This window comes from Streptomyces sp. NPDC048612 (assembly GCF_043199295.1).
Classification (GTDB): domain Bacteria; phylum Actinomycetota; class Actinomycetes; order Streptomycetales; family Streptomycetaceae; genus Streptomyces.
Genome location: NZ_JBICVV010000016.1, coordinates 21023 through 41641 on the forward strand (window position 1 = coordinate 21023; position 20619 = coordinate 41641).

The following is a 20619-nucleotide window of genomic DNA, read 5'->3' on the forward strand; positions in this document are numbered from 1 at the left end:
AGAGGGGTGCCGGGCCGTCGGCGTGCGGCCGTCGGACGTCAGCCCATGTGCGGGTAGCGGTAGTCCGTCGGCGGGACCAGCGTCTCCTTGATGGAGCGGGTGGAGGTCCAGCGCATCAGGTTCTGCTTGGCGCCGGCCTTGTCGTTGGTGCCGGACGCGCGGCCGCCGCCGAAGGGCTGCTGGCCGACGACGGCGCCGGTCGGCTTGTCGTTGATGTAGAAGTTGCCGGCCGCGAAGCGCAGCAGCTCGCAGGTGCGGGCCGCCTCGGCGCGGTCCCGGGCGATGACGCAACCGGTCAGGCCGTACGCCGAGGCCGACTCCATCTGGGTGAGCATGGTGTCGTAGTCGGCGTCGTCGTAGACGTAGACGCCGAGGATCGGGCCGAAGTACTCGTCCTTGAAGATCTCGTTCTCCGGGTCGGTGGAGACCAGGACCGTCGGGCGGACGAAGTAGCCCTCGCTGTCGTCGTACGTACCGCCGGCGACGACCTCGACGGTCGGGTCGGCCTTGGCGCGGTCGATCGCCGCCTTGTTCTTGGCGAACGAGCGCTCGTCGATGACGGCGGACATGAAGTTCGACAGGTCCGAGACGTCGCCCATGGACAGGGCGTCGACCTCGGCGGCGAACTCCTCCTTGAGCCCGGAGTTCCACAGCGACGCCGGGACGTAGGCGCGGGAGGCCGCGGAGCACTTCTGGCCCTGGAACTCGAAGGCGCCACGGGTCATGGCGGTCTTCAGCACGGCGCGGTCGGCCGAGGGGTGGGCGACGATGAAGTCCTTGCCGCCGGTCTCGCCGACCAGACGCGGGTAGGTCTTGTAGTTCTCGATGTTGTTGCCGACCGTCTTCCACAGGTACTGGAAGGTCTTGGTCGAGCCGGTGAAGTGGATGCCCGCGAGGTCCGGGTGGGTCAGCGCGACCTCGGAGACGTCCTTGCCGTCGCCGGTGACGAGGTTGATGACGCCCTTGGGCAGCCCGGCCTCCTCCAGCAGCTGCATCAGCAGCACGGCGGCGTAGGTCTGCGTCGGGGACGGCTTCCAGACCACGGTGTTGCCCATGAGGGCGGGCGCGGTCGGGAGGTTGCCGGCGATCGCGGTGAAGTTGAAGGGCGTGATCGCGTAGACGAAGCCTTCGAGGGGGCGGTGGTCCGAGCGGTTCCAGACGCCCGGGGAGTTCGCCGGGGGCTGCTCGGCGAGGATCTGGCGCGCGAAGTGCACGTTGAAGCGCCAGAAGTCGATGAGCTCGCAGGGGGTGTCGATCTCGGCCTGCTGAGCGGTCTTGGACTGGCCGAGCATGGTGGCGGCGGCCATCGTCTCGCGCCAGGGGCCGGAGAGCAGGTCGGCGGCCTTGAGGATGATCGCGGCGCGGTCGTCGAAGGACAGCGCGCGCCAGGCCGGGGCGGCGGCCAGCGCGGCGTCGACCGCGTCCTGGCCGTCCTTGACCGTGGCGTTGGCGTACGTGCCGAGACGGGCGGAGTGGTTGTGCGGCTGCACGACGTCGAAGCGCTCGCCGCCGCCCATCCGCTGCTCGCCGCCAATGGTCATGGGCAGCTCGATCGGGTTGCCGGCCAGCTCCTTGAGCTTGGCCTCCAGGCGGGAACGCTCCGGGCTGCCGGGGGCGTAGGTGTGGACCGGCTCGTTCACCGGCACGGGGACCTGGGTCACAGCGTCCATAGCGGCCGTGTCTCCTTCGATTTCGCTCGTCGGTTTTCGTACGTCGGTGGTGCGGCCGCGGCCGCTTCGGGTGGGCGGCCGCGGGCGGCGCCGCACGGAGATGTCTCCCCCGGCTTCCAGCATCCACCCGCGCCCGCCCCGGCGGGGCGATCAGGCGCGAAGATCAGCCGCGGGTCGCCAGCGACCGCAGGAAGAACCCGAGGTTCGCGGGGCGCTCGGCCAGTCGGCGCATGAAGTAGCCGTACCAGTCGGTGCCGTAGGGGATGTACACCCGCATCCGGTGCCCTTCGGCGACCAGCCGCTGCTGCTCGGCCTCACGGATGCCGTACAGCATCTGGAATTCGTAGTCGGCCGGCTTGCGGCCGTTGCGGTGCGCCAGCTCCTGGCCGATGGCCACCATCCGCGGGTCGTGCGACCCGATCATGGGGTAGCCCTCCCCCGCCATGAGGATCTTCAGGCACCGCACATAGGCCTTGTCGACCTCCCGCTTGTCCTGGAAGGCGACGGTCGCGGGCTCCTTGTACGCGCCCTTGACCAGCCGCACCCGGGAGCCTTCCCCGGCGAGGGCGTGGCAGTCGTCCTCGGTACGGAAGAGGTAGGACTGGACCACCGCGCCCGTCTGGGGAAAGCGTTCCCGCAGGTCGGCGAGGATCGCGAGGGTGGAGTCGACCGTGGTGTGGTCCTCCATGTCGAGGGTCACGGTCGTCCCGGCCTCGGCGGCGGCCTCGACCACCGGGGTGACGTTCTTCAGCGCCAGTTCATGGCCGCCGGACAGCGCCTGCCCGAAGGCGGACAGCTTGACCGACATCTCGGCCTTGACGCCGAGTCCGTGCTCCTTGAGAGCCGCGGCCAGCTGGAGGTAGGCGTCGCGGTTGCGCAGCGCCTCGGCCGGGTCGGTGATGTCCTCGCCCAGGTGGTCGAGGGTGACCTCCAGGCCACGGGCGGCCAGCGACCGGACGGCCGCCATGGACTCGTCCAGGCGCTCGCCGGCGACGAACCGGTTCACCACCGGCCGGGTGACCGGGGCGGCGGCGACGATCCGGCGGATGCTGTCGCTGCGCGCTGCGGCCAGAAGCACGGGACCCAGCATGGGCACCTCCACGATTCAGGGTGACAAGTACCGGGCGGACACCGGGCGGGCGAACGCGTCGGCAATATTGAGCCACCTGAAACTTAAGGATCGCGCCACTTCCCGGCCATCGACAGCTGTCACGCCTTCGTGGTCGGGATCTCAGACAGATGTATGAGAATGGGGGTGAGGTGACCGTGCCAGTGGTGCCAGTGGTGTGAGAGGTGTCCGAGTCACCGGCGGTGCCGGTGGTGTGATGACAGGAGAGGGGCCGGACGGCCGATGCGGGGCGACTACCAGCAGCTCGTGGACGAGATCTCGGCGGCGCTCGGCGCACCGGCGACGCTGGAGGACCGGGATTTCGGGCTGATCGCGTTCGGCGCGCACGAGGGCGACGACGACGAGGTGATGGACCCGGTCCGCACCCGCTCGATCCTGCAGCGCCGCTCCTCGGCGGCCGTACGGGCCTGGTTCGAGGCCTTCGGGATCGCCCGCGCCAAGACCCCGCTGCGCATTCCGCCCGACCCGGCCGCCGGGGTCTTCCGGGGCCGTATCTGTCTGCCCGTACGCCATCGGGGTGTCGTGCACGGCTATGTCTGGCTGCTGGACGACGGACATCTGACCGACCTCGAACTGGGCGGCCGGGGCGCGCCGCCCGACCCGCGGATCGCGCAGGCGATGGAGACCGCCACCCGGATCGGCGCACTCCTGGCCGACGAGGCCCGCGCCGGCTCCGAACTCGCCGATCTGCTGCGGGAGTTGCTGGTCGCACAGCCCGACGGGCGGCCTGCCGCGGCGGCCGCGCTGCGGGACGCGCTGCGGGACAGCCTGCGCTTCACCCCGGGCGCCCCGCTCACCCTCGTCGCGGTGCTGCCCTGGGACACCTCGGACACCGACGCGGCACCGCTGCCGAGCCTCCCCGGCCTGCTCGCGGCCTGCGCCTTGCCGGCGGGCGGCCCGGCGGACGGACCGGCCACAGGGACGGACGAGCCGGAGCCCGCCCCGGGACGCGACGGCCGCACCGGGCCCGCCGCCCGCCCGCAGCCCGTACCCGCCCTGGCCGCGCTGGTCCGCCTGCGCTCGTCCGGCGCGTCCGGCCCGGCCCACGCGGTGGCCGAGCATCTGCTGCGCTCCCCGCGTGCGGGCGCCGCGGCGGCCGAGGCGCCGCGCGGCGGCCGGAAGGGCGCCGACGCCGGGCCGCCCCCGCCGCTCCGGCCCGGTGCCGCCGGAATCGGCGCCGGGACAAGGGAGCTGACCGATCTCCCGGCCACCTGGCGGGAGGCGCTGCACGCGGCCCGCGCGGCGCACGCCGAGCCCCGGCTGGGCCCGATCACCCAGTGGGACGCCATCGGCGCGTACCGCATGCTGACCGCCCTGCCGGGCACCGCCCCCGACCCGGCCATCGGCCCGCTGCTGGCCCCCGCACACGCGGAACTCGCCCGCACCGCCGAGGTGTTCCTCGACTGCGCGGGCCAGGCGAGCCGTACCGCACAGGCCCTGGGTATCCACCGGCAGACGCTCTACTACCGCCTCGGCCGGGTGGAGAAGCTGACCGGCCTCGACCTGGCCGACGGCGAACACCGGCTGCTGCTGCACATGGCCCTCAAAGCGGCGCGGCTCTGAACGCCCCAAGGGTCCGCGACCGGCCTGACGCGGTCTCAACCGCGTGCCCAGGGCGCTGTGTTACGGTGCGAGCCGACTTCTCACCGTTGGGCTCTCCGCCTCGCCAACCAGCTTCCCCCGGGTCCCGATGACACGGGGAAGGTGGAAGTCACTCATCACATCCTGACAAGGGTGTTCTGTGATGGTGACGACGTGCGTCAGCCCTTCCGGTGCTCTCCGGGGGCCCGGGGGTGATCCGCCGGGGACCGTGTTCCGGCGTGAGTGCTCCTCCGGCACCAGCGGCCCGGTCCGCGTCACCAGCCGCAGAGCCGGTTCCTCAGGGAGGTTTCCGGAATGCCGGAAGTCCACTCCACTTCTCACCCGCCCACGCACCGTCCGTGGCGGGTACTCGCGATCATGTGCACCGGCTTCTTCATGTCGCTGCTCGACGGCTCCGTCATCAACGTCGCCGTCCCCACGCTGATCCACAGCCTGAACGCCTCCTACGACCAGGTGCTGTGGCTCATCGACGGCTATCTGCTGGTCTTCTCGGTGCTGCTGATCAGCACCGGGCGGCTGGGCGACCTCTTCGGATACCGCAGGCTGTACGTCCTCGGCGTCAGCACCTTCACCGTCGCCTCCGCGCTGTGCGGGCTGGCCGGCTCACCGGCCCAGCTGCTGGCCGCCAGGGCGTTGCAGGGACTGGGCGGGGCGCTGCTGTTCCCGCAGGTCATCTCGGCGATTCTGACGATCTTCCCGCCGCGGCTGCGGGGCCGCGCGTTCGGCCTGTTCGGCGTGATCGCCGGTCTCGCCCCGGTCGTCGGCCCGGTCGCCGGCGGCTTCCTGCTCGCCCACCTCGGCTGGCGCTGGATCTTCTTCCTCAACGTCCCGGTCGGCATCGTCACCGCCGTGCTGGCACTGACCTGCGCGCCGCCCATGCGCTCGGGCCGGACCCACCGGCTGGACCTGGCCGGCGTCGTGCTGGCCACCGCCGGGCTGAGCGGCATCGTGTTCGGCCTGATCGAGGGGGAGCGCTACGACTGGGGCACCGTCGCCGGGCCGGTCACCATCACCTCGGTCCTCGTGGCGGGCGTCGTCCTGCTGGCGGTGTTCGTCCTCTGGCAGCACCGGCAGCGCGGTGAGCCCCTGATGCCGCCGGCCCTGTTCCGCACCCGCAACTTCGCGGTCGGCAACGGGGTCGGGTTCGTCTTCCAGCTCGGCATGATCGGCATCATGTTCGTGCTGGTGCTGTACCTGCAGACGGCGCGCGGGTACTCGGCGCTGGAGACCGGCCTGGTGGTGCTGCCGAACGCCGTGCTCACCGCGGTCGGTTCGGCGTACGCGGGGCGGCTGTCGGACCGCTTCGGCGGCACGTACGTCCTGATGAGCGGGATGACGCTGCTGGCCGTCGGCCTGCTGGTGCTGCTGTCCATGGCCGGCCCGGACGGCGGCGTGGGGAGCCTGCTGCCGGGGCTGCTCCTCATCGGGATCGCCAGCGGCGCGACCTTCGCGCCGCTGCAGCAGGCCACCACGGACGGCGTGGACCCGCGGCTGGCCGGGGCGGCCTCCGGCGTCTCCGGCACCACCCGGCAGATCGGCGGCGTCCTCGGTACCGCCGTGCTGGGTGCCCTGCTGTCGGCCCGCCTCTCCTCGACACTGCGCGACGCGGCCGAGCGACAGGCCGGCCGGCTCCCGGAGCACCTGCGCGCCCGGTTCATCGAGGACAGTGCCGCCGCCGCGCAGCAGTACGGTCCGCCCACGCCGCCCGGCGGCCTGACCCGGGCCGCGGCCGCGCTGTACGAACGCGTCGCCGCCGAGACCTTCGCCGCCGGCTTCACCGAAGCCCTGCGGACCGTCCTCCTGGCATGCGCCCTGGTCCTGGTGGCCGCCGCCGCGCTCTGCCTCCTGTTCCGCCCGCAGAGGACGGCGGCTGCCGCGCCGGTCCGGAAGGAGCGGGCCGAGACCGCGCCGCAGGGCTGACCCCGCGATGACGGCGGTCGCGGCCAGTGGCCGCGGCCGTCGCCGGGCCCTGGCCGGCGCCCGGCCGGTCAGCCCGCTTCCCCACCCTGCGTCACCCCTTCTTGCCCAGCACCTCGCCCGCGGTGACCCGGCGCAGTGCGGTCGCCAGATCCTGGCCGGAGGGCATGGTGTCGGGGGTCAGCAGCGACTGGACCATCAGGCCGGTGAGCAGCGCCTGGTAGAAGGAGCCGACCACGCGTGCGGACTCCGCGTCGACCTCGGTGTCCGGCACCCCTTCGAAGACCGCGACGAGCCCCTCGCCGCCCTCCGGGAGCACCTCGCCGATCGCCTCGCGCAGCGCCGCGTCGCGCGGCAGCAGCCCCAGCACCTCGACCTGTGCGGCGATGAACTCCCGCTCCGTGGCGATCCGTTGCAGGAACAGGTCCCAGACCTCGGCGAACCGCTCCAGCGGGTCGGCGTCGCCGGGCCGCGGCTCGTCGGCGGGCGGCACCTGGGCCACGCCGGCTCCCCACTCCTCGCTGGACGCGATGATCGCCTGGCGCATCAGGGCGTCCTTGGAGCCGTAGTGGTAGCCGATGGAGGCGAGGTTGGCGCCGGACGCGGCGACGATGTCGCGGGCGGTGGTGCGCGCGTATCCCTTCTCCAGGAGGCAGCGCTTGGCGCCCTCCAGGAGATCTTCACGGTGTCCCATGACGGCAGCCTATCGCCACACATACGCTCGTACCAGACGCCCGTTTTAGACGTACGTACAGCTTGCGGGCGCCCCGCCGCCCGGCTCCGGTCACCGCGGCCGGTCCGGCCCCTCGCGCCCGCCCGCGCCGTCGCCGAAGCCCCGCTCCCCCTCGCGCGGACGGGCCCGGCCCTCGTGTTCCGCGGGTCCGGTCTCGGGCAGCTGCTCCTTGCCGCGTGCGGTGTCGCCGTCCCGCGGTCCGGCCCGGGTACCCGATCCCGCGCCCGCCATCGGCCCCTCGACCAGCTTGTTGCGCTCGCCGCCCGTGGGAGGGGGCGCGGCGCCCTCCGTCGCCCGGGGGCCGGGACGGGATGCGGCTCCGCCCTGGTCGGCGGCGTCCGGGGCGGTGGAGCCCGGGTCGGGGGTGCCCGGCCGGGTCATCCCGTAGTGCCGGTACAGCTCGGTCTCCTCGGAGGGGTCGAGATGGCCGTCGGCGTCGATCCGCGGCGCGTCCTTGATGGTGGCCTTGGCGTGCGGAACATGCAGTTCGTCGCCGGTCCGCCGGGCGCCGGCGAGCGGGATGAAGGTCTCCTTCATCCCGAACAGCCCGGTGCGCACCGTGATCCACTCGGGCTCGTTGGTGGCATCGTCCCGGTAGACCTGCTGGACCCGGCCCACCTTCGCGCCGTCCGCATCGACCACATGCAGGCCGGTGAGACTCTGCGGGGCGTCCCCCAGGGGTGCATTCATGGCGTCGCTCTCCTTCCGCACGCACCGGCGGGGGCACGCGCAGTTCCCATTGCGCGACGCGAACATCTCCCCAGCGAGTCGGGAGGACCCGCATCCGGCGGCTCCGGCGGCCGCACGACGCCGCCGACGGCGCCCGCGGCCTCACCCCCGGATAGGCCATTCGGGTGAACCCGGGACGGGTTCGGCCGCGCCGCACACCGGCTCGCGGACCGCGAGCGCGCCCGTACGATGCGGGCACGCGAACGGGCCCGGCCCCCGCACGGAGCGGAGGCCGGGCCCGTTGACCTGCGAAGACCTGGCGGTCAGTCGCCGAGGTTCACCGCGCGCACCGAGGTCGCGCCGATCTCCTCGGCGATCTCGCTGAGCACGTTCGGCGGAATGGTGTCGTCGACGGTCAGCGCGACCAGCGCCTCCCCGCCGACGTCGGCCCGCGAGACCTGCATGTTGCCGATGTTGATGCCCGCCTCGCCCAGGATCTTGCCGACGGTGCCGACGACACCGGGGCGGTCGCTGTAGCGCAGGAACGCCATGTGATCGGCGAGCGCCAGGTCGATCGAGTGCTCACCGACCGCGACGATCTTCTGGATGTTCTTGTGGCCGGCCAGCGTGCCGGAGATCGACACCTCGTCGCCGCCCGCGAGGGTGCCGCGCACGGTCACCACGTTGCGGTGCTCGGGCGACTCGCTGCTGGTCGTCAGCCGCACCTCGACACCGCGCTCCTGCGCGAACAGCGGGGCGTTGACGTAGGACACCGTCTCGTCGACGACGTCCTCGAAGACGCCCTTGAGCGCGGAGAGCTCCAGCACCTTGACGTCGTGCTGGGTGATCTCGCCGTAGACCTCGACGTCCAGCCGCATGGCGACCTCGCCGGCCAGCGCGGTGAAGATCCGGCCCAGCCGCTCGGCCAGCGGCAGGCCCGGCTTGACGTCCTCGGCGATCACTCCGCCCTGGACGTTGACCGCGTCCGGCACCAGCTCGCCGGCCAGCGCCAGCCGCACCGACTTGGCGACCGCGATACCGGCCTTCTCCTGCGCCTCACCCGTCGACGCACCGAGGTGCGGGGTGGCGACGACCTGGTCGAACTCGAAGAGCGGGGAGTCGGTGCAGGGCTCGACGGCGTAGACGTCCAGGCCCGCGCCGGCCACCCGGCCCTCCTTCAGCGCGTCCGCCAGCGCCGCCTCGTCGACGATCCCGCCACGCGCGGCGTTGACGACCCGGACCGACGGCTTGACCTTGTGCAGCGCCTCGTGCCCGATGAGGCCGACGGTCTCCGGCGTCTTGGGGAGGTGGACGGTGATGAAGTCCGCGACCTCCAGCAGCTCGTCGAGGGTCAGCAGCTTGACGCCCATCTGCGCGGCCCGGGCCGGCTGGACGTAGGGGTCGTAGGCGACGACCTTCATGCCGAACGCCGACATCCGCTGGGCGACCAGGACACCGATCCGGCCGAGGCCGACGACACCGAGGGTCTTCTCGCTCAGCTCGACGCCGGTGTACTTGCTGCGCTTCCACTCGCCGTTCTTCAGGGCGGTGTTGGCCTGCGGGATGTTGCGCGCGGTGGCGACCAGCAGACCGCAGGCCAGTTCGGCGGCGGTGACGATGTTGGAGGTCGGGGCGTTGACGACCATCACGCCGGCCTTGGTGGCGGCGGAGACGTCGACGTTGTCCAGGCCCACGCCCGCGCGGGCGACGACCCTCAGCTTCTTCGCGGCGGCGATGGCCTCCGCGTCGATCTTCGTCGCGCTGCGCACGAGGACGGCGTCGACATCGGCGATCGCGGGCAGCAGCTCGGCGCGGTCCGCGCCGTTGCAGTGCCGGATCTCGAAGTCCGGGCCGAGGGCGTCGACCGTGGCGGGCGACAGCTCTTCGGCGATCAGTACGACAGGTTTCGAGCTCACGTGGTCTTCAGTCCTCATCTAGTCCGATGGGGGTACCTCCCACGCCTTCAGGCAGTGGAGGAGGACGGCCGTCCCGACGGCCGCAGGCGGTGAAGGGGAATGCCGCGTGGAAGACGCACGACGCTGTGAGCCTGACGCGCTTGTGCTTGGCAGTCTAGTGGTGGTGCGGGGCGCGTCCTCTGCCGTAACGGAAGGATCACCCGTGCGGGGTTCTACGCGGCGGACAAGGCGCCGCGGGGCGCCATGGACGAGGGGGCCGCGGCATCCGCCGCGACCCCCTGTCCCCGGGCTCACGCCTCGTCGTCCACCCAGCTCATCAGCTTGCGGAGCTTCTTGCCCGTGGTCTCGAGCAGGTGGTCCTCGTCGGCCTTCTTGTACTCGTTGTACTTCGGCAGACCGGCGTTGTACTCCGCGATCCAGGTGTTGGCGAAGGTGCCGTCCTGGATCTCGGCGAGCACCTTCTTCATCTCGGCCTTGGTGTTCTCGTTGATGATCCGCGGGCCGGTGATGTAGTCGCCCCACTCGGCGGTCTCGGAGACCGACCAGCGCATCTTCTCCAGGCCGCCCTCGTACATCAGGTCCACGATGAGCTTCAGCTCGTGGAGGCACTCGAAGTACGCGATCTCGGGCTGGTAGCCCGCCTCGACCAGGGTCTCGAAGCCGGCCTTGACCAGCGCCGAGGCACCGCCGCAGAGCACGGCCTGCTCACCGAACAGGTCGGTCTCGGTCTCCTCGGTGAAGGTGGTCTTGATGACGCCGGCGCGGGTGCCGCCAATGCCCTTCGCGTAGGAGAGCGCCAGCTCGAACGCCTTGCCCGAGGCGTCCTGCTCGACGCCCGCGATGCACGGCACGCCGCGGCCTTCCTCGTACTGGCGGCGGACGAGGTGGCCCGGGCCCTTGGGGGCGACCAGGGCGACGTCCACGTTGGACGGCGGCTTGATGAAGCCGTAGCGGATGTTCAGGCCGTGGCCGAAGAACAGCGCGTCGCCGTCCTTCAGGTGGTCCTTGATGGACTCCTCGTAGACCTTGGCCTGGATCGGGTCCGGCACCAGGATCATGATGACGTCGGCCTCGGCGGCCGCCTCGGCGGGCGTCACCACGCGCAGACCCTGCTCCTCGGCCTTGGCCTTGGACTTGGAGCCCTCGTGCAGACCGACCCGCACATCGACGCCCGAGTCACGCAGCGACAGCGCGTGCGCGTGGCCCTGGCTTCCGTAGCCGATGACCGCGACCTTGCGGTTCTGGATGATGGACAGGTCGGCATCGTCGTCGTAGAACAGCTCGGCCACTTCGGGTATCTCCTTGGATCTAGCGGGTGCCCACACAGTACGTCGGGCGGGGCGGGGAAGGGCGGTGGGTCTCGCCATGCGGTCCGGCCGGACCGGGGGCGGTCAGGCCGTACGGTCGAGCGCGCGCAGCGAGCGGTCGGTGATGGACCGGGCGCCACGGCCTATGGCGATGGTTCCGGACTGCACCAGTTCCTTGATGCCGTACGGCTCCAGCATCTTGAGCATCGCCTCCAGCTTTTCACTCGACCCGGTGGCCTCGATGGTGACGGCCTCGGGCGAGACGTCCACCGTCTTGGCGCGGAAGAGCTGGACGATCTCGACGATCTGCGAGCGGGTCTCGTTGTCGGCGCGGACCTTCACCAGGACCAGCTCGCGCTGGATCGCGGCGCCGGGCTCCAGCTCGACGATCTTCAGCACGTTGACGAGCTTGTTGAGCTGCTTGGTGACCTGCTCCAGCGGCAGCGACTCGACGCTGACCACGATGGTGATGCGGGAGATGTCGGGGTGCTCGGTGACCCCGACCGCGAGGGAGTCGATGTTGAAGCCGCGGCGGGAGAACAGGGCGGCGATCCGGGCGAGGATGCCGGGGGTGTTCTCCACCAGGACGGAGAGGGTGTGCTTGGACATGGGTCTTCTCTCTTCTTCCGTGCGTCCGTGACGTCCTGGGCTCAGTCGTCTTCGTTGTCGCCGAAGTCGGGACGCACGCCCCGGGCGGCCATGACCTCGTCGTTGGAGGTGCCGGCGGCGACCATCGGCCACACCTGGGCGTCCTCGTGGACGATGAAGTCGACCACGACCGGGCGGTCGTTGATGGCGTTGGCCTTGGCGATGACCGCGTCCAGCTCCGCCGGGTCCTCACAGCGGATCGCGACGCAGCCCATGGCCTCGGCCAGCTTCACGAAGTCCGGGACGCGGGTGCCGCCGCTGGCCTTGCCCGCCGTCACCAGGCCGTTGGACTCGGGGCCGCTGTGCAGCACGGTGTTGGAGTAGCGCTGGTTGTAGAACAGGGTCTGCCACTGGCGGACCATGCCCAGCGCACCGTTGTTGATGATCGCGACCTTGATCGGGATGTTGTTGAGCGCACAGGTGACCAGTTCCTGATTGGTCATCTGGAAGCAGCCGTCACCGTCGATCGCCCAGACCGTACGGTCCGGCTGGCCGGCCTTGGCGCCCATCGCGGCGGGGACGGCGTAGCCCATGGTCCCGGCGCCACCGGAGTTCAGCCAGGTCGAGGGCTGTTCGTAGCCGATGAAGTGGGCGGCCCACATCTGGTGCTGGCCGACGCCCGCGGCGTAGATGGTGTCGGCGGGGGCGAGCTTGCCGATCCGCTCGATGACCTGCTGCGGGGACAGGCTGCCGTCCTCCGGCAGGTCGTAGCCGAGCGGGTAGGTGTCGCGCCAGCGGTTGAGGTCCTTCCACCAGGCGGTGTAGTCGCCCTTGTGCCCGGCGTCGTGCTCGGCCTGGACGGCGACGATCAGGTCGGCGATGACCTCGCGGGCGTCACCGACGATCGGCACGTCCGCGACACGGTTCTTGCCGATCTCCGCCGGGTCGATGTCGGCGTGGACCACCTTGGCGTACGGCGCGAAGGAGTCCAGCTTGCCGGTGACCCGGTCGTCGAAGCGGGCGCCGAGGGTGATCAGCAGGTCCGACTTCTGGAGCGCGGTGACGGCGGTGACCGCACCGTGCATCCCGGGCATCCCGACGTGCTGCGGGTGGCTGTCGGGGAAGGAACCCAGCGCCATCAGGGTGGTGGTGACGGGGGCTCCGGTCAGCTCGGCGAGCACCTTGAGCTCGGCGGTGGCGCCGGCCTTCATGACGCCGCCGCCGACGTAGAGCACCGGGCGCTTGGACTCGACGATCAGCCGGGCCGCCTCGCGGATCTGCTTGGCGTGCGGCTTGGTCACCGGGCGGTAGCCGGGCAGCTCGGTCTGCGTCGGCCAGGAGAACGTGGTCTGCGCCTGGAGCGCGTCCTTGGCGATGTCGACCAGGACCGGGCCGGGGCGGCCGGTGGACGCGATGTGGAATGCCTCGGCGATCGTCCGGGGGATCTCGGCGGGGTCGGTGACCAGGAAGTTGTGCTTGGTGATCGGCATCGTGATGCCGCAGATGTCCGCCTCCTGGAAGGCGTCCGTGCCGATCGCCTTGGACGCGACCTGACCGGTGATCGCGACCAGCGGGACGGAGTCCATGTGGGCGTCGGCGATCGGGGTGACGAGGTTGGTGGCACCCGGGCCCGAGGTCGCCATGCAGACCCCGACCTTGCCGGTGGCCTGCGCGTATCCCGTGGCGGCGTGACCGGCGCCCTGCTCGTGGCGCACCAGGACGTGCCGGACCTTCGAGGAGTCCATCATCGGGTCGTACGCCGGGAGGATCGCACCGCCGGGGATGCCGAACACGGTGTCGGCCCCGACCTCCTCGAGCGAACGGATGAGGGACTGTGCACCCGTGACGTGCTCGACGGTGGCGGGCTGCTGCGGTCCGCCGGCGGTACGGGCCCGCGGCTGCGGATGGTGGGCCCCGGAGGCCTGCTCGGTCATCTGCGTCTCTTCTCGAAGCTGAGGGTTTTGACGGGATTTGTGAGGTTGCTGTGCAACAAAAAACCCCCCGTGCCAGGTGGCAAGCGAGGGGAGCGCGTCGGTGCGATGAACCGGGTTTCGTCAGACCCGGCGTCAGCCGACGCGCTTTCCAAGTACGAGAATTCGGGTGCGCATGGCACTGACCCTCCCCCCGCCGTGCACCGAGTGTCAAGTGGGTGGGACGGAGGTCTCACTATTTGAGCGCAATGGCGGATGTACGAGCGATTCCGGGCCCGCGGGGCCGCCCTGCCGGACGGGCAGTCCGCCGCCCGTGAGCACCACCGCGCGGCCCTGTCCCGCCGGGTCCGGTACCGGATAGCGGGCGTGCGTCAGGGACCGCCGCAGCCGGTGTTCGTCGAGCGGCCCGGAGAAGGCCGCGCCCATGCCGTGCGTGCAGCCCATGGAGCGCAGGGCGAGCACCTGCTCGGGCAGATCGACGCCGTCCGCGACGGACTGCATCCCCAGGTCGCCGGCGATCCGCAGCAGCCCGGCGGTGATCTTGTGCAGCCGGGCGGACTCCACCACACCGTCCACCAGCCCGCGGTCCAGCCGCAGCACGTCGACCGGGAGCCGGCGCAGCGCACTGATCGCGGCGTACCCGCTGCCGAAGCCGTCCAGGGCGATCCGTACGCCCAGTCGGCGCAGCGCGACCAGCCGGCGCTCCAGGTCGTCCAGCGGGAGGCGGGGGTCGCTCTCGGACAGCTCCACGACGAGCGCACGGGAGGGGAGGCCGTGCCGGGCGAGCAGCGTCTCGACACCCTTGGGCGACAGTGCGTGGTCCATCAGCCGGCGGGCGGAGAGCCGGACGGCGACCGGGACCGGATAGCCCGCCCGGTGGCGCGCCGCGGCCTGCTCGACGGCCTCCTCCAGCTGCCAGCGGTCCAGCTCGGCGGCGCGGTCGCCGTCCTCGTCGGCGACCCTGCCGCGGTCGCCGACCCGCAGGAACTCGGCCGGGGTGAAGAGGATGCCCTGTGCGGAGCGCCAGCGGGCGTGTGCCGCGACCGCGGTGACCTGTCCGGTCGCCAGCTCCACCACCGGCTGGTGCAGCAGCGCGAAGGCGCCGTCGTTGAGCGCCGTACGGAGTTTGCCGGCCAGTTCGGCGCGGTGCGCGACCTCGTGCTGCATCTGCGGGGCGTACAGCTCCACCCGGCCCTTGCCGGCCTGCTTGGCGCGGTACATCGCGAGGTCGGCGTTGCGCAGCAGGCCCGCGGGGCTCACCCCGGGCTCGGCGAAGGCGACGCCGATGCTGGCCGCCACCCGCACGTCCCGGCCGTCGATGCGGTACGGCTCGGAGAGCTTGATGCGCAGCCGGTCGGCGATCTCGTGGATACGGAACTCCCGGGCGGCCCGGTCGCGGGTGCCGTCGCCGGTGATCAACGCGGCGAACTCGTCGCCGCCCAGCCGGGCCGCTATGTCGCCGGAGCGCACCGAGTCGGCGAGCCTGCGGGCGGCCTGCACCAGCAGTTCGTCGCCCGCCTGGTGGCCGATGGTGTCGTTGACCTGCTTGAAGCCGTCGAGGTCGATGTAGAGCACGGCGGTGTCGTGGTCGCTGGCCCGGCGGCCGGTGACGGCCTGGGTGACGCGCTCGGTGAACAGTGCGCGGTTGGGCAGGTCGGTGAGCGCGTCGTGCGAGGCGTTGTGCTGAAGCTGGGCCTGCAGCCGGACGCGTTCGGTGACATCGCGGGAGTTGAAGATCAGGCCGCCGTGGTGGCGGTTGACCGTGGACTCGACGTTCAGCCAGCCGTCCCCTCCGGAGCGCTGCGCCCCGGCGCGGAAACGGCATTCGATACGGGTGGTCGGCTCGTCCTCGGGGGCCGCGGCGAGGAATCTGCGGACCTCGTGGACCACCCGGCCCAGGTCCTCGGGGTGGATCAGCGAGGCCAGCTCGGAGCCGACCAGCTCCTCGGCGTCGCGGCCGTAGACCCCCGCGGCGGCCGGGCTCACATAGCGGAGCACGCCGGTCGGGGCGGCGATCATGATGACGTCGCTGGAGCCCTGCACCAGGGAGCGGAAGTGGTTCTCCTTCTGCGCCAGCTCCTGGGTGAGGGTGATGTTGTCGAGCAGCATGATGCCCTGGCGGACGACCAGCGCGAGGACGACCGTGCAGCCGGTGAAGAGCACCACGCGGTCGATGCGCCGTCCGTCCAGGACGTTGGTGAGGATGCCCAGGGTGCAGACGGCGGCGGCGAGGTACGGGGTCAGTGCGGCGAGCGAACCGGCGATGGGCCGGCTGCCGTGCGGCTGCACCCGGCGGGCGGCGGGCTTGGCCTCCTCCTCCACGCCCCCGTCGCCGGAGCGGCGGGCGACCCAGGGCGCGTAGGCGAGCAGCATCGAGCCCGCGAACCATCCGGCGTCCAGGATCTGGCCGGAGCGGTAGTGCTCACGCAGCAGCGGTGAGCTGAACAGGGCGTCGCACAGCACCGTCAGCGCCAGTGCCGCGACCGCGGTGTTGATGGCCGAGCGGTGCACCGAGGAGCGCCGGAAGTGCAGCGCGAGCACCATGCTGACCAGCACGATGTCCAGCAGCGGGTAGGCCAGCGACAGGGCGCTCTGGGCCACGCTGCGGCCCTGGAAGTGGGCGGTGTGGGCGAGCGCGAGGCTCCATGAGAGAGTGACCAGCGACCCGGCGATCAGCCAGGAGTCGAGGCCCAGACAGACCCAACCGGCCCTGGTCACCGGCCTCTTGGCGAGCACCAGCAGGCCCACGATGGCCGGCGGCGCGAAGAGCAGGAAGCAGAAGTCGGCCAGGGAGGGGCTGGGTACCGTGATCCCTTCGACGACCTCGTACCAGCCCCATACGCCGTTGCCGAGGCCGGCCATCGCGGAGGATGCGGCGAACAGCATCCAGGCCGGGCGGAACCGGCTGCGCCGCTTGCGTGCGTACAGCCCGCAGGAGACGGCCGCCAGGAACGCCGCGAAGCTGAGGCCGAAGTCCCCCATGATCGCGGCGGCTTCGGGAGATCCCCAGCCGAACGCCGCACCGATGGCATAGCCGCCGCAGACCACGGCCAGCACGACCTGTGGCACCGCGCTCGGGGGGTTGCCCGCCGACGCCGGTGGTCGGGAGAGCATCGCCCCGGGGGCGCTCACCGGACTCTCCCCTGCATCCGCACCGGGAGACGCCACGCGCGGCGCTCGTGGGGGCCGCGCAGTATTCCCGCGGGCGTTCGTGGATCGTGCTTCTCGCTACTCGTCCATCGGCCGTACATCGCCCGTCGCCCCCCTCGAGTCCCGGATCGTTCGCACGCGCCGCGTCGTTCCCGGCGTCGTCCCCGCTCGGGACGATACACCAGTTCCGTCACTCAGGGACATAGCGTCTCTACGGAGCGTGACTAAGAGCGAAGGGCGAACACTCCTTGCAGTCGTACGGCCTCGTAGCGCTACGCGCAACCGGTTTCAGTCGGCCGTGGCGATCACGTTCCGCAGGGGCTCCCCGGCCGCGAAAAGCGTCAACTGGTCCCGCAGCAGCCGCTTCGCGCGGGGCAGGAAGGCAGAGCTGGGGCCACCGACGTGTGGAGTGACGAGCACGCCGGGAGCGTGCCACAACGGATGTCCGGGGGGCAGGGGTTCCGGATCGGTCACATCGAGCGCCGCGTACAGTCGTCCGGATTCCAGCTCGGCGAGAAGGGCCTTGGTGTCGACGACCCCGCCGCGCGCGACGTTCACCAGCAGTGCGCCGTCCTTCATCCGGGCCAGGAAAGCGCTTCCCACCAGGCCACGCGTGGCGTCGGTGAGCGGTGTCGCCAGCACGACGACGTCCGCGTCGGGCAGGAGGGCGGGCAGGTCGGAAAGTGGATGCACGGGACCGCGCACTGTGTCACGGGCGGTGCGTGCGAGGCGCGCCACCCGCGCACACTCAAAGGGTGTGAGCCGGTCTTCGATGGCACTGCCGATCGAACCATAGCCCACAATGAGGACCGATTTGTCGGCCAGCGCCGGGCGGAACTCCGGCCGCCACTCCCCCGCGTCCTGGGCCCGGACGAAGCCCGGGATGTCGCGCAGCGCCGCCAGGATCAGGGTGAGCGCCAGCTCCGCTGTGCTGGCGTCGTGCAGCCCGCGGGCGTTGCACAGGTGAGCACCGGAGGGCATGTCGGACAGCCCCGGGAGTATGTGGTCGACGCCCGCGGTGAGCGTCTGCACCGCCCGGACCCGGCTCATCCGGGACAGCGGGCGCAGGAGGGTCGCCACGTCCTTCATGTAGGGGACGGCGTAGAAGGCGCACCGGGCGGGGTCGGCCGGGTACTCGGGGCCGGCGTCCCAGTGGACGTAGTGGAGCCCCTCGGGCAGGCCCTCGATCTCGTCGGGCGGGATCGGGAGCCAGACGTCGTGCGCATCGGTGCGCTGCTCTGCTGTGGCCATGGCCCGAGGCTATGCGAAGAGACGTTCTGTTCAGACGTTAGTTTGGTCTGGCCCTTGACCGGGGGCGAGGGGACGGAGGCACAACCAGGTGGAGCGCAGGACAATCGGTGCGGCGACCCTTGACGTGGGCGCCATCGGACTCGGCTGTATGCCGATGAGCTGGGGGTACACCGAGTCGCAGCGCAGCTTGGACAGCTCGCTGCGGGCCGTGCACACCGCGCTGGACCGGGGGTGCAGCCTGCTGGACACCGCCGACATGTACGGCCCGTTCACCAATGAGCTGCTGGTGGGGCGGGTGCTCAAGGAGCGGCGCGCGGACGCGTTCGTGTCGACCAAGTGCGGGCTGCTGGTGGGTGAGCAGCACATCGTGGCCAATGGGCGGCCCGGTTACGTGAAGCGGGCCTGCGACGCCTCGCTGCGCCGGCTGCAGACCGACCGTATCGACCTCTACCAGCTGCACCGGGCCGATCCCGAGGTGCCCATCGAGGAGACCTGGGGGGCGATGGCGGAGCTGGTGGCGGCGGGGAAGGTGCGGTCGCTGGGGCTGTGCGCGGTGGGCGCGCGGGCGGTACGGCCGGCCCGGATGTCCCGTACGGGGCGGCGGCCGGCCGCCGGGGCGCGGCCCCGGTCCCGGATGCACGACGGCACGCTGGCCCAACTGGAGCGCATCCAGCAGGTGTTCCCGGTCAGCGGTGTGCAGGCCGAGCTGTCCGTGTGGTCGCCGGAGGCGCTGGAGGCGCTGCTGCCGTGGTGCGAGTCGCGGGGCGTCGGCTTCCTGGCGGCGATGCCGCTGGGGAACGGCTACCTGACCGGCACCCTCACCCCGGGGCAGGGCTTCGAACGGGAGGACATACGGGCCCGCCACCCGCGCTTCACGGCCGAGATGATGGCCGCGAACCAGCCGGTGGTGGCCGGGCTGCGGCGGGTCGGCGCGCGGTACGGGGCGACGCCGGGGCAGGTGGCGCTGGCGTGGACGCTGGCGCAGGGGCGGCATGTCGTCCCGGTGCCGGGCACGAAGAAGGAGCGCTGGGCGGCGCAGAACGCCAAGGCCGTGGATCTGGTGCTCACCCGCGAGGACCTGGCGGAGATCGCCGCGCTGCCACCGGCCCGGGGGTCCTGGTACTAGGCCGTGTCCGGTCCCCGCCCGCTGGGGCGCCCGCTCGCGTGGGGGCCGTCCGCGCCGGATCATGGCAGGTGGGAGTGGCTCCGGGACGCGTGGAGCGCGGCGCAGCGGCGCGCGATGTGGTGTTCTTGTCCACGCCCTGCCGACGAGAGGACCCCAGCCGTGCAACGCCGTTCCCAGACCGCCGTGTTGGCCGCCGCTTCGCTGCTCCTGGCAGCGGGCTGCTCGTCCGGCGCACAGCCCCGGGGCGACGGCTCCGCCACCCCGTCGAAGAGCCCCGGCGCCGCCTCCTCACCGGGCGCCACCCCGGCGTCGGACGCACCGCCCGCCAAGGGCTCGGTGAAGGTGGCCGGCACGCTGACCACCGGTCTGACGTCGCCGTGGGGCGTGGCGGTGCTGCCGGACGGGGATCTGCTGGTCGCCTCCCGGGACACCGGGAAGATCATCCGGGTCTCGGCGAAGGACGGGAAGAAGACCGACGTGGGGTCGGTGCCGGGTGTGGACCCGGGGGGCGAGGGCGGGCTGCTGGGGATCGCGGTCCCCTCGACGTTCGGCGCCGACCACCAGGTGTACGCGTACTTCACCACCGCGTCCGACAACCGCATCGCCCGCATGACCTACGACGAGAAGCGTCCGCCGGGCGATCAGCTGGCCGCGCCCGACACGCTCTACAAGGGCATCCCCAAGGGACAGGTCCACAACGGCGGCCGGATCGCGTTCGGCCCGGACAAGATGCTCTACGCCGGCACCGGCGAGACCGGCGACACCGGTCTGGCCCAGGACAAGGACTCCCCCGCGGGCAAGATCCTGCGGATGACACCGGACGGCGAGCCGGCGCACGGCAACCCCGAGGCGGACTCGGTGGTGTACGACTACGGCCACCGCAATGTGCAGGGGCTGGCCTGGGACGGCGACAAGCGGCTGTGGGCCTCGGAGTTCGGGCAGGACACCTGGGACGAGCTCAACCTCATCGAGCCGGGCAGGAACTACGGGTGGCCGGAGGCCGAGGGCCGGGCCAAGGGCGGGTCGAAGGGTCCCGGGTTCGTGGACCCGGTCGAGCAGTGGAAGACCGCGGACGCCTCGCCCAGCGGTATCGCCTACGCCAAGGGCTCGGTCTGGATGGCCTCGCTGCGCGGCGAACGGCTGTGGCGGATTCCGCTGGACGGGACGAAGCCGGTGGCCGCGCCGCAGGCCTTCCTGAAGGGCACCTACGGACGGCTGCGAACCGTCGTGGCGGCCGGCGACGGCACGTTGTGGCTGGTCACCAGCAACACCGACGGACGGGGCACGCCGCACAAGGGCGATGACCGGATTCTCCGCCTCAAGGTGAGCTGATCCGGCAGATCCCCTTTTCGGGTGTCCTGCCTACACTCGGGGGCAGGGGGACGGGTGCGCTCACACCGACGAGGGGGCAGGGCACCATGTTCAACATCGCGGAGGAACTGTTCGCACCGGGGCGCAAACACACCGACGAGGAGCGGCAGAAGATGTCACTCGTCGTCGATGACGTGGGCGACGGCGATCCCGGTAAGGGCCCGATCGACCTCTCCTCGGGCACCGTCGTCGTCAGGACGGCCCCGCCGCGGGCCGGGGCGCCTCGGCCCCAAGGCCCGGAGCAGGAATCGTCCTAGCC

At 71.6% G+C, this 20619-nt stretch carries 15 protein-coding genes; 5 read left to right on the forward strand and 10 right to left on the reverse strand.

Annotated elements, in window-relative coordinates:
* Positions 1-38 precede the first annotated feature (38 nt).
* A complete protein-coding gene (pruA, locus tag ACGFN2_RS23185; protein WP_393363357.1) occupies positions 39-1670 on the reverse strand; it encodes an L-glutamate gamma-semialdehyde dehydrogenase in 1632 nt (543 codons plus the stop codon).
* A gap of 163 nt (positions 1671-1833) precedes the next feature.
* The gene (locus tag ACGFN2_RS23190; RefSeq protein ID WP_362610748.1) at positions 1834-2760 is read right to left on the reverse strand and encodes a proline dehydrogenase family protein; all 927 of its coding nucleotides are present in this window, start codon (positions 2758-2760) and stop codon (positions 1834-1836) included.
* Positions 2761-3021: 261 nt separating this feature from the next.
* On the opposite strand from ACGFN2_RS23190, the gene ACGFN2_RS23195 reads away from it, so the two are divergent.
* Both ACGFN2_RS23195 and ACGFN2_RS23200 read left to right on the forward strand, forming a co-directional pair.
* Positions 3022-4362, forward strand: coding sequence for a helix-turn-helix domain-containing protein (locus tag ACGFN2_RS23195; RefSeq protein ID WP_362610750.1), 1341 nt, complete (start codon positions 3022-3024; stop codon positions 4360-4362).
* Positions 4363-4695: 333 nt separating this feature from the next.
* Positions 4696-6321, forward strand: coding sequence for a DHA2 family efflux MFS transporter permease subunit (locus tag ACGFN2_RS23200; protein WP_393363361.1), 1626 nt, complete (start codon positions 4696-4698; stop codon positions 6319-6321).
* Between the two features lie 91 nt (positions 6322-6412).
* Here the strand turns inward: ACGFN2_RS23200 and ACGFN2_RS23205 are convergent, their stop codons facing one another.
* The 8 genes from ACGFN2_RS23205 to ACGFN2_RS23240 form a co-directional block, all read right to left on the reverse strand.
* The gene (locus ACGFN2_RS23205) at positions 6413-7012 is read right to left on the reverse strand and encodes a TetR/AcrR family transcriptional regulator (protein ID WP_362610755.1); all 600 of its coding nucleotides are present in this window, start codon (positions 7010-7012) and stop codon (positions 6413-6415) included.
* Positions 7013-7102: 90 nt separating this feature from the next.
* Positions 7103-7741 (reverse strand): PRC-barrel domain-containing protein, encoded by a 639-nt coding sequence (locus ACGFN2_RS23210; RefSeq protein WP_393363364.1) that lies wholly within the window; start codon positions 7739-7741, stop codon positions 7103-7105.
* A 302-nt stretch (positions 7742-8043) separates the two neighbouring features.
* Positions 8044-9636: a phosphoglycerate dehydrogenase gene (serA, locus tag ACGFN2_RS23215; RefSeq protein WP_362610759.1), complete on the reverse strand. Its 1593-nt coding sequence runs from the start codon at positions 9634-9636 to the stop codon at positions 8044-8046.
* 290 nt (positions 9637-9926) lie between these two features.
* A complete protein-coding gene (gene ilvC / locus ACGFN2_RS23220) occupies positions 9927-10925 on the reverse strand; it encodes a ketol-acid reductoisomerase (RefSeq protein ID WP_362610761.1) in 999 nt (332 codons plus the stop codon).
* A 102-nt stretch (positions 10926-11027) separates the two neighbouring features.
* Positions 11028-11552: an acetolactate synthase small subunit gene (gene ilvN / locus ACGFN2_RS23225; protein ID WP_127153167.1), complete on the reverse strand. Its 525-nt coding sequence runs from the start codon at positions 11550-11552 to the stop codon at positions 11028-11030.
* Positions 11553-11593: 41 nt separating this feature from the next.
* On the reverse strand, positions 11594-13465 hold the full coding sequence (locus tag ACGFN2_RS23230) for an acetolactate synthase large subunit (RefSeq protein ID WP_393363368.1): 1872 nt from the start codon (positions 13463-13465) through the stop codon (positions 11594-11596).
* Between the two features lie 207 nt (positions 13466-13672).
* The gene (locus ACGFN2_RS23235) at positions 13673-16594 is read right to left on the reverse strand and encodes a putative bifunctional diguanylate cyclase/phosphodiesterase (RefSeq protein WP_393363371.1); all 2922 of its coding nucleotides are present in this window, start codon (positions 16592-16594) and stop codon (positions 13673-13675) included.
* Positions 16595-16900: 306 nt separating this feature from the next.
* Positions 16901-17863, reverse strand: a complete 963-nt coding sequence (locus ACGFN2_RS23240; RefSeq protein ID WP_362610765.1) for a 2-hydroxyacid dehydrogenase — start codon at positions 17861-17863, stop codon at positions 16901-16903.
* Between the two features lie 88 nt (positions 17864-17951).
* Here ACGFN2_RS23240 and ACGFN2_RS23245 point away from each other — a divergent pair, with 88 nt between their 5' ends.
* The 3 genes from ACGFN2_RS23245 to ACGFN2_RS23255 all read left to right on the forward strand — a co-directional run bounded on the left by ACGFN2_RS23245 (position 17952) and on the right by ACGFN2_RS23255 (position 20617).
* Positions 17952-18989: an aldo/keto reductase gene (locus ACGFN2_RS23245; protein ID WP_393363374.1), complete on the forward strand. Its 1038-nt coding sequence runs from the start codon at positions 17952-17954 to the stop codon at positions 18987-18989.
* Positions 18990-19148: 159 nt separating this feature from the next.
* Complete coding sequence (locus ACGFN2_RS23250; protein WP_362608741.1) at positions 19149-20321, forward strand: PQQ-dependent sugar dehydrogenase; 1173 nt, start codon at positions 19149-19151, stop codon at positions 20319-20321.
* Between the two features lie 86 nt (positions 20322-20407).
* On the forward strand, positions 20408-20617 hold the full coding sequence (locus ACGFN2_RS23255) for a DUF6191 domain-containing protein (RefSeq protein ID WP_393363377.1): 210 nt from the start codon (positions 20408-20410) through the stop codon (positions 20615-20617).
* Positions 20618-20619: the final 2 nt, after the last annotated feature.

What these genes read in the sequence shown, in the direction of transcription:
- ACGFN2_RS23240 (WP_362610765.1), bottom strand. Translation starts at nt 17,863, where the DNA reads ATGGCCACAGCAGAGCAGCGCACCGATGCGCACGACGTCTGGCTCCCG.
- ACGFN2_RS23230 (WP_393363368.1), bottom strand. Translation starts at nt 13,465, where the DNA reads ATGACCGAGCAGGCCTCCGGGGCCCACCATCCGCAGCCGCGGGCCCGT.
- ilvN (WP_127153167.1), bottom strand. Translation starts at nt 11,552, where the DNA reads ATGTCCAAGCACACCCTCTCCGTCCTGGTGGAGAACACCCCCGGCATC.
- ACGFN2_RS23210 (WP_393363364.1), bottom strand. Translation starts at nt 7,741, where the DNA reads ATGAATGCACCCCTGGGGGACGCCCCGCAGAGTCTCACCGGCCTGCAT.
- ACGFN2_RS23190 (WP_362610748.1), bottom strand. Translation starts at nt 2,760, where the DNA reads ATGCTGGGTCCCGTGCTTCTGGCCGCAGCGCGCAGCGACAGCATCCGC.
- ACGFN2_RS23200 (WP_393363361.1), top strand. Translation starts at nt 4,696, where the DNA reads ATGCCGGAAGTCCACTCCACTTCTCACCCGCCCACGCACCGTCCGTGG.
- ACGFN2_RS23195 (WP_362610750.1), top strand. Translation starts at nt 3,022, where the DNA reads ATGCGGGGCGACTACCAGCAGCTCGTGGACGAGATCTCGGCGGCGCTC.
- ACGFN2_RS23255 (WP_393363377.1), top strand. Translation starts at nt 20,408, where the DNA reads ATGTTCAACATCGCGGAGGAACTGTTCGCACCGGGGCGCAAACACACC.
- pruA (WP_393363357.1), bottom strand. Translation starts at nt 1,670, where the DNA reads ATGGACGCTGTGACCCAGGTCCCCGTGCCGGTGAACGAGCCGGTCCAC.
- ACGFN2_RS23205 (WP_362610755.1), bottom strand. Translation starts at nt 7,012, where the DNA reads ATGGGACACCGTGAAGATCTCCTGGAGGGCGCCAAGCGCTGCCTCCTG.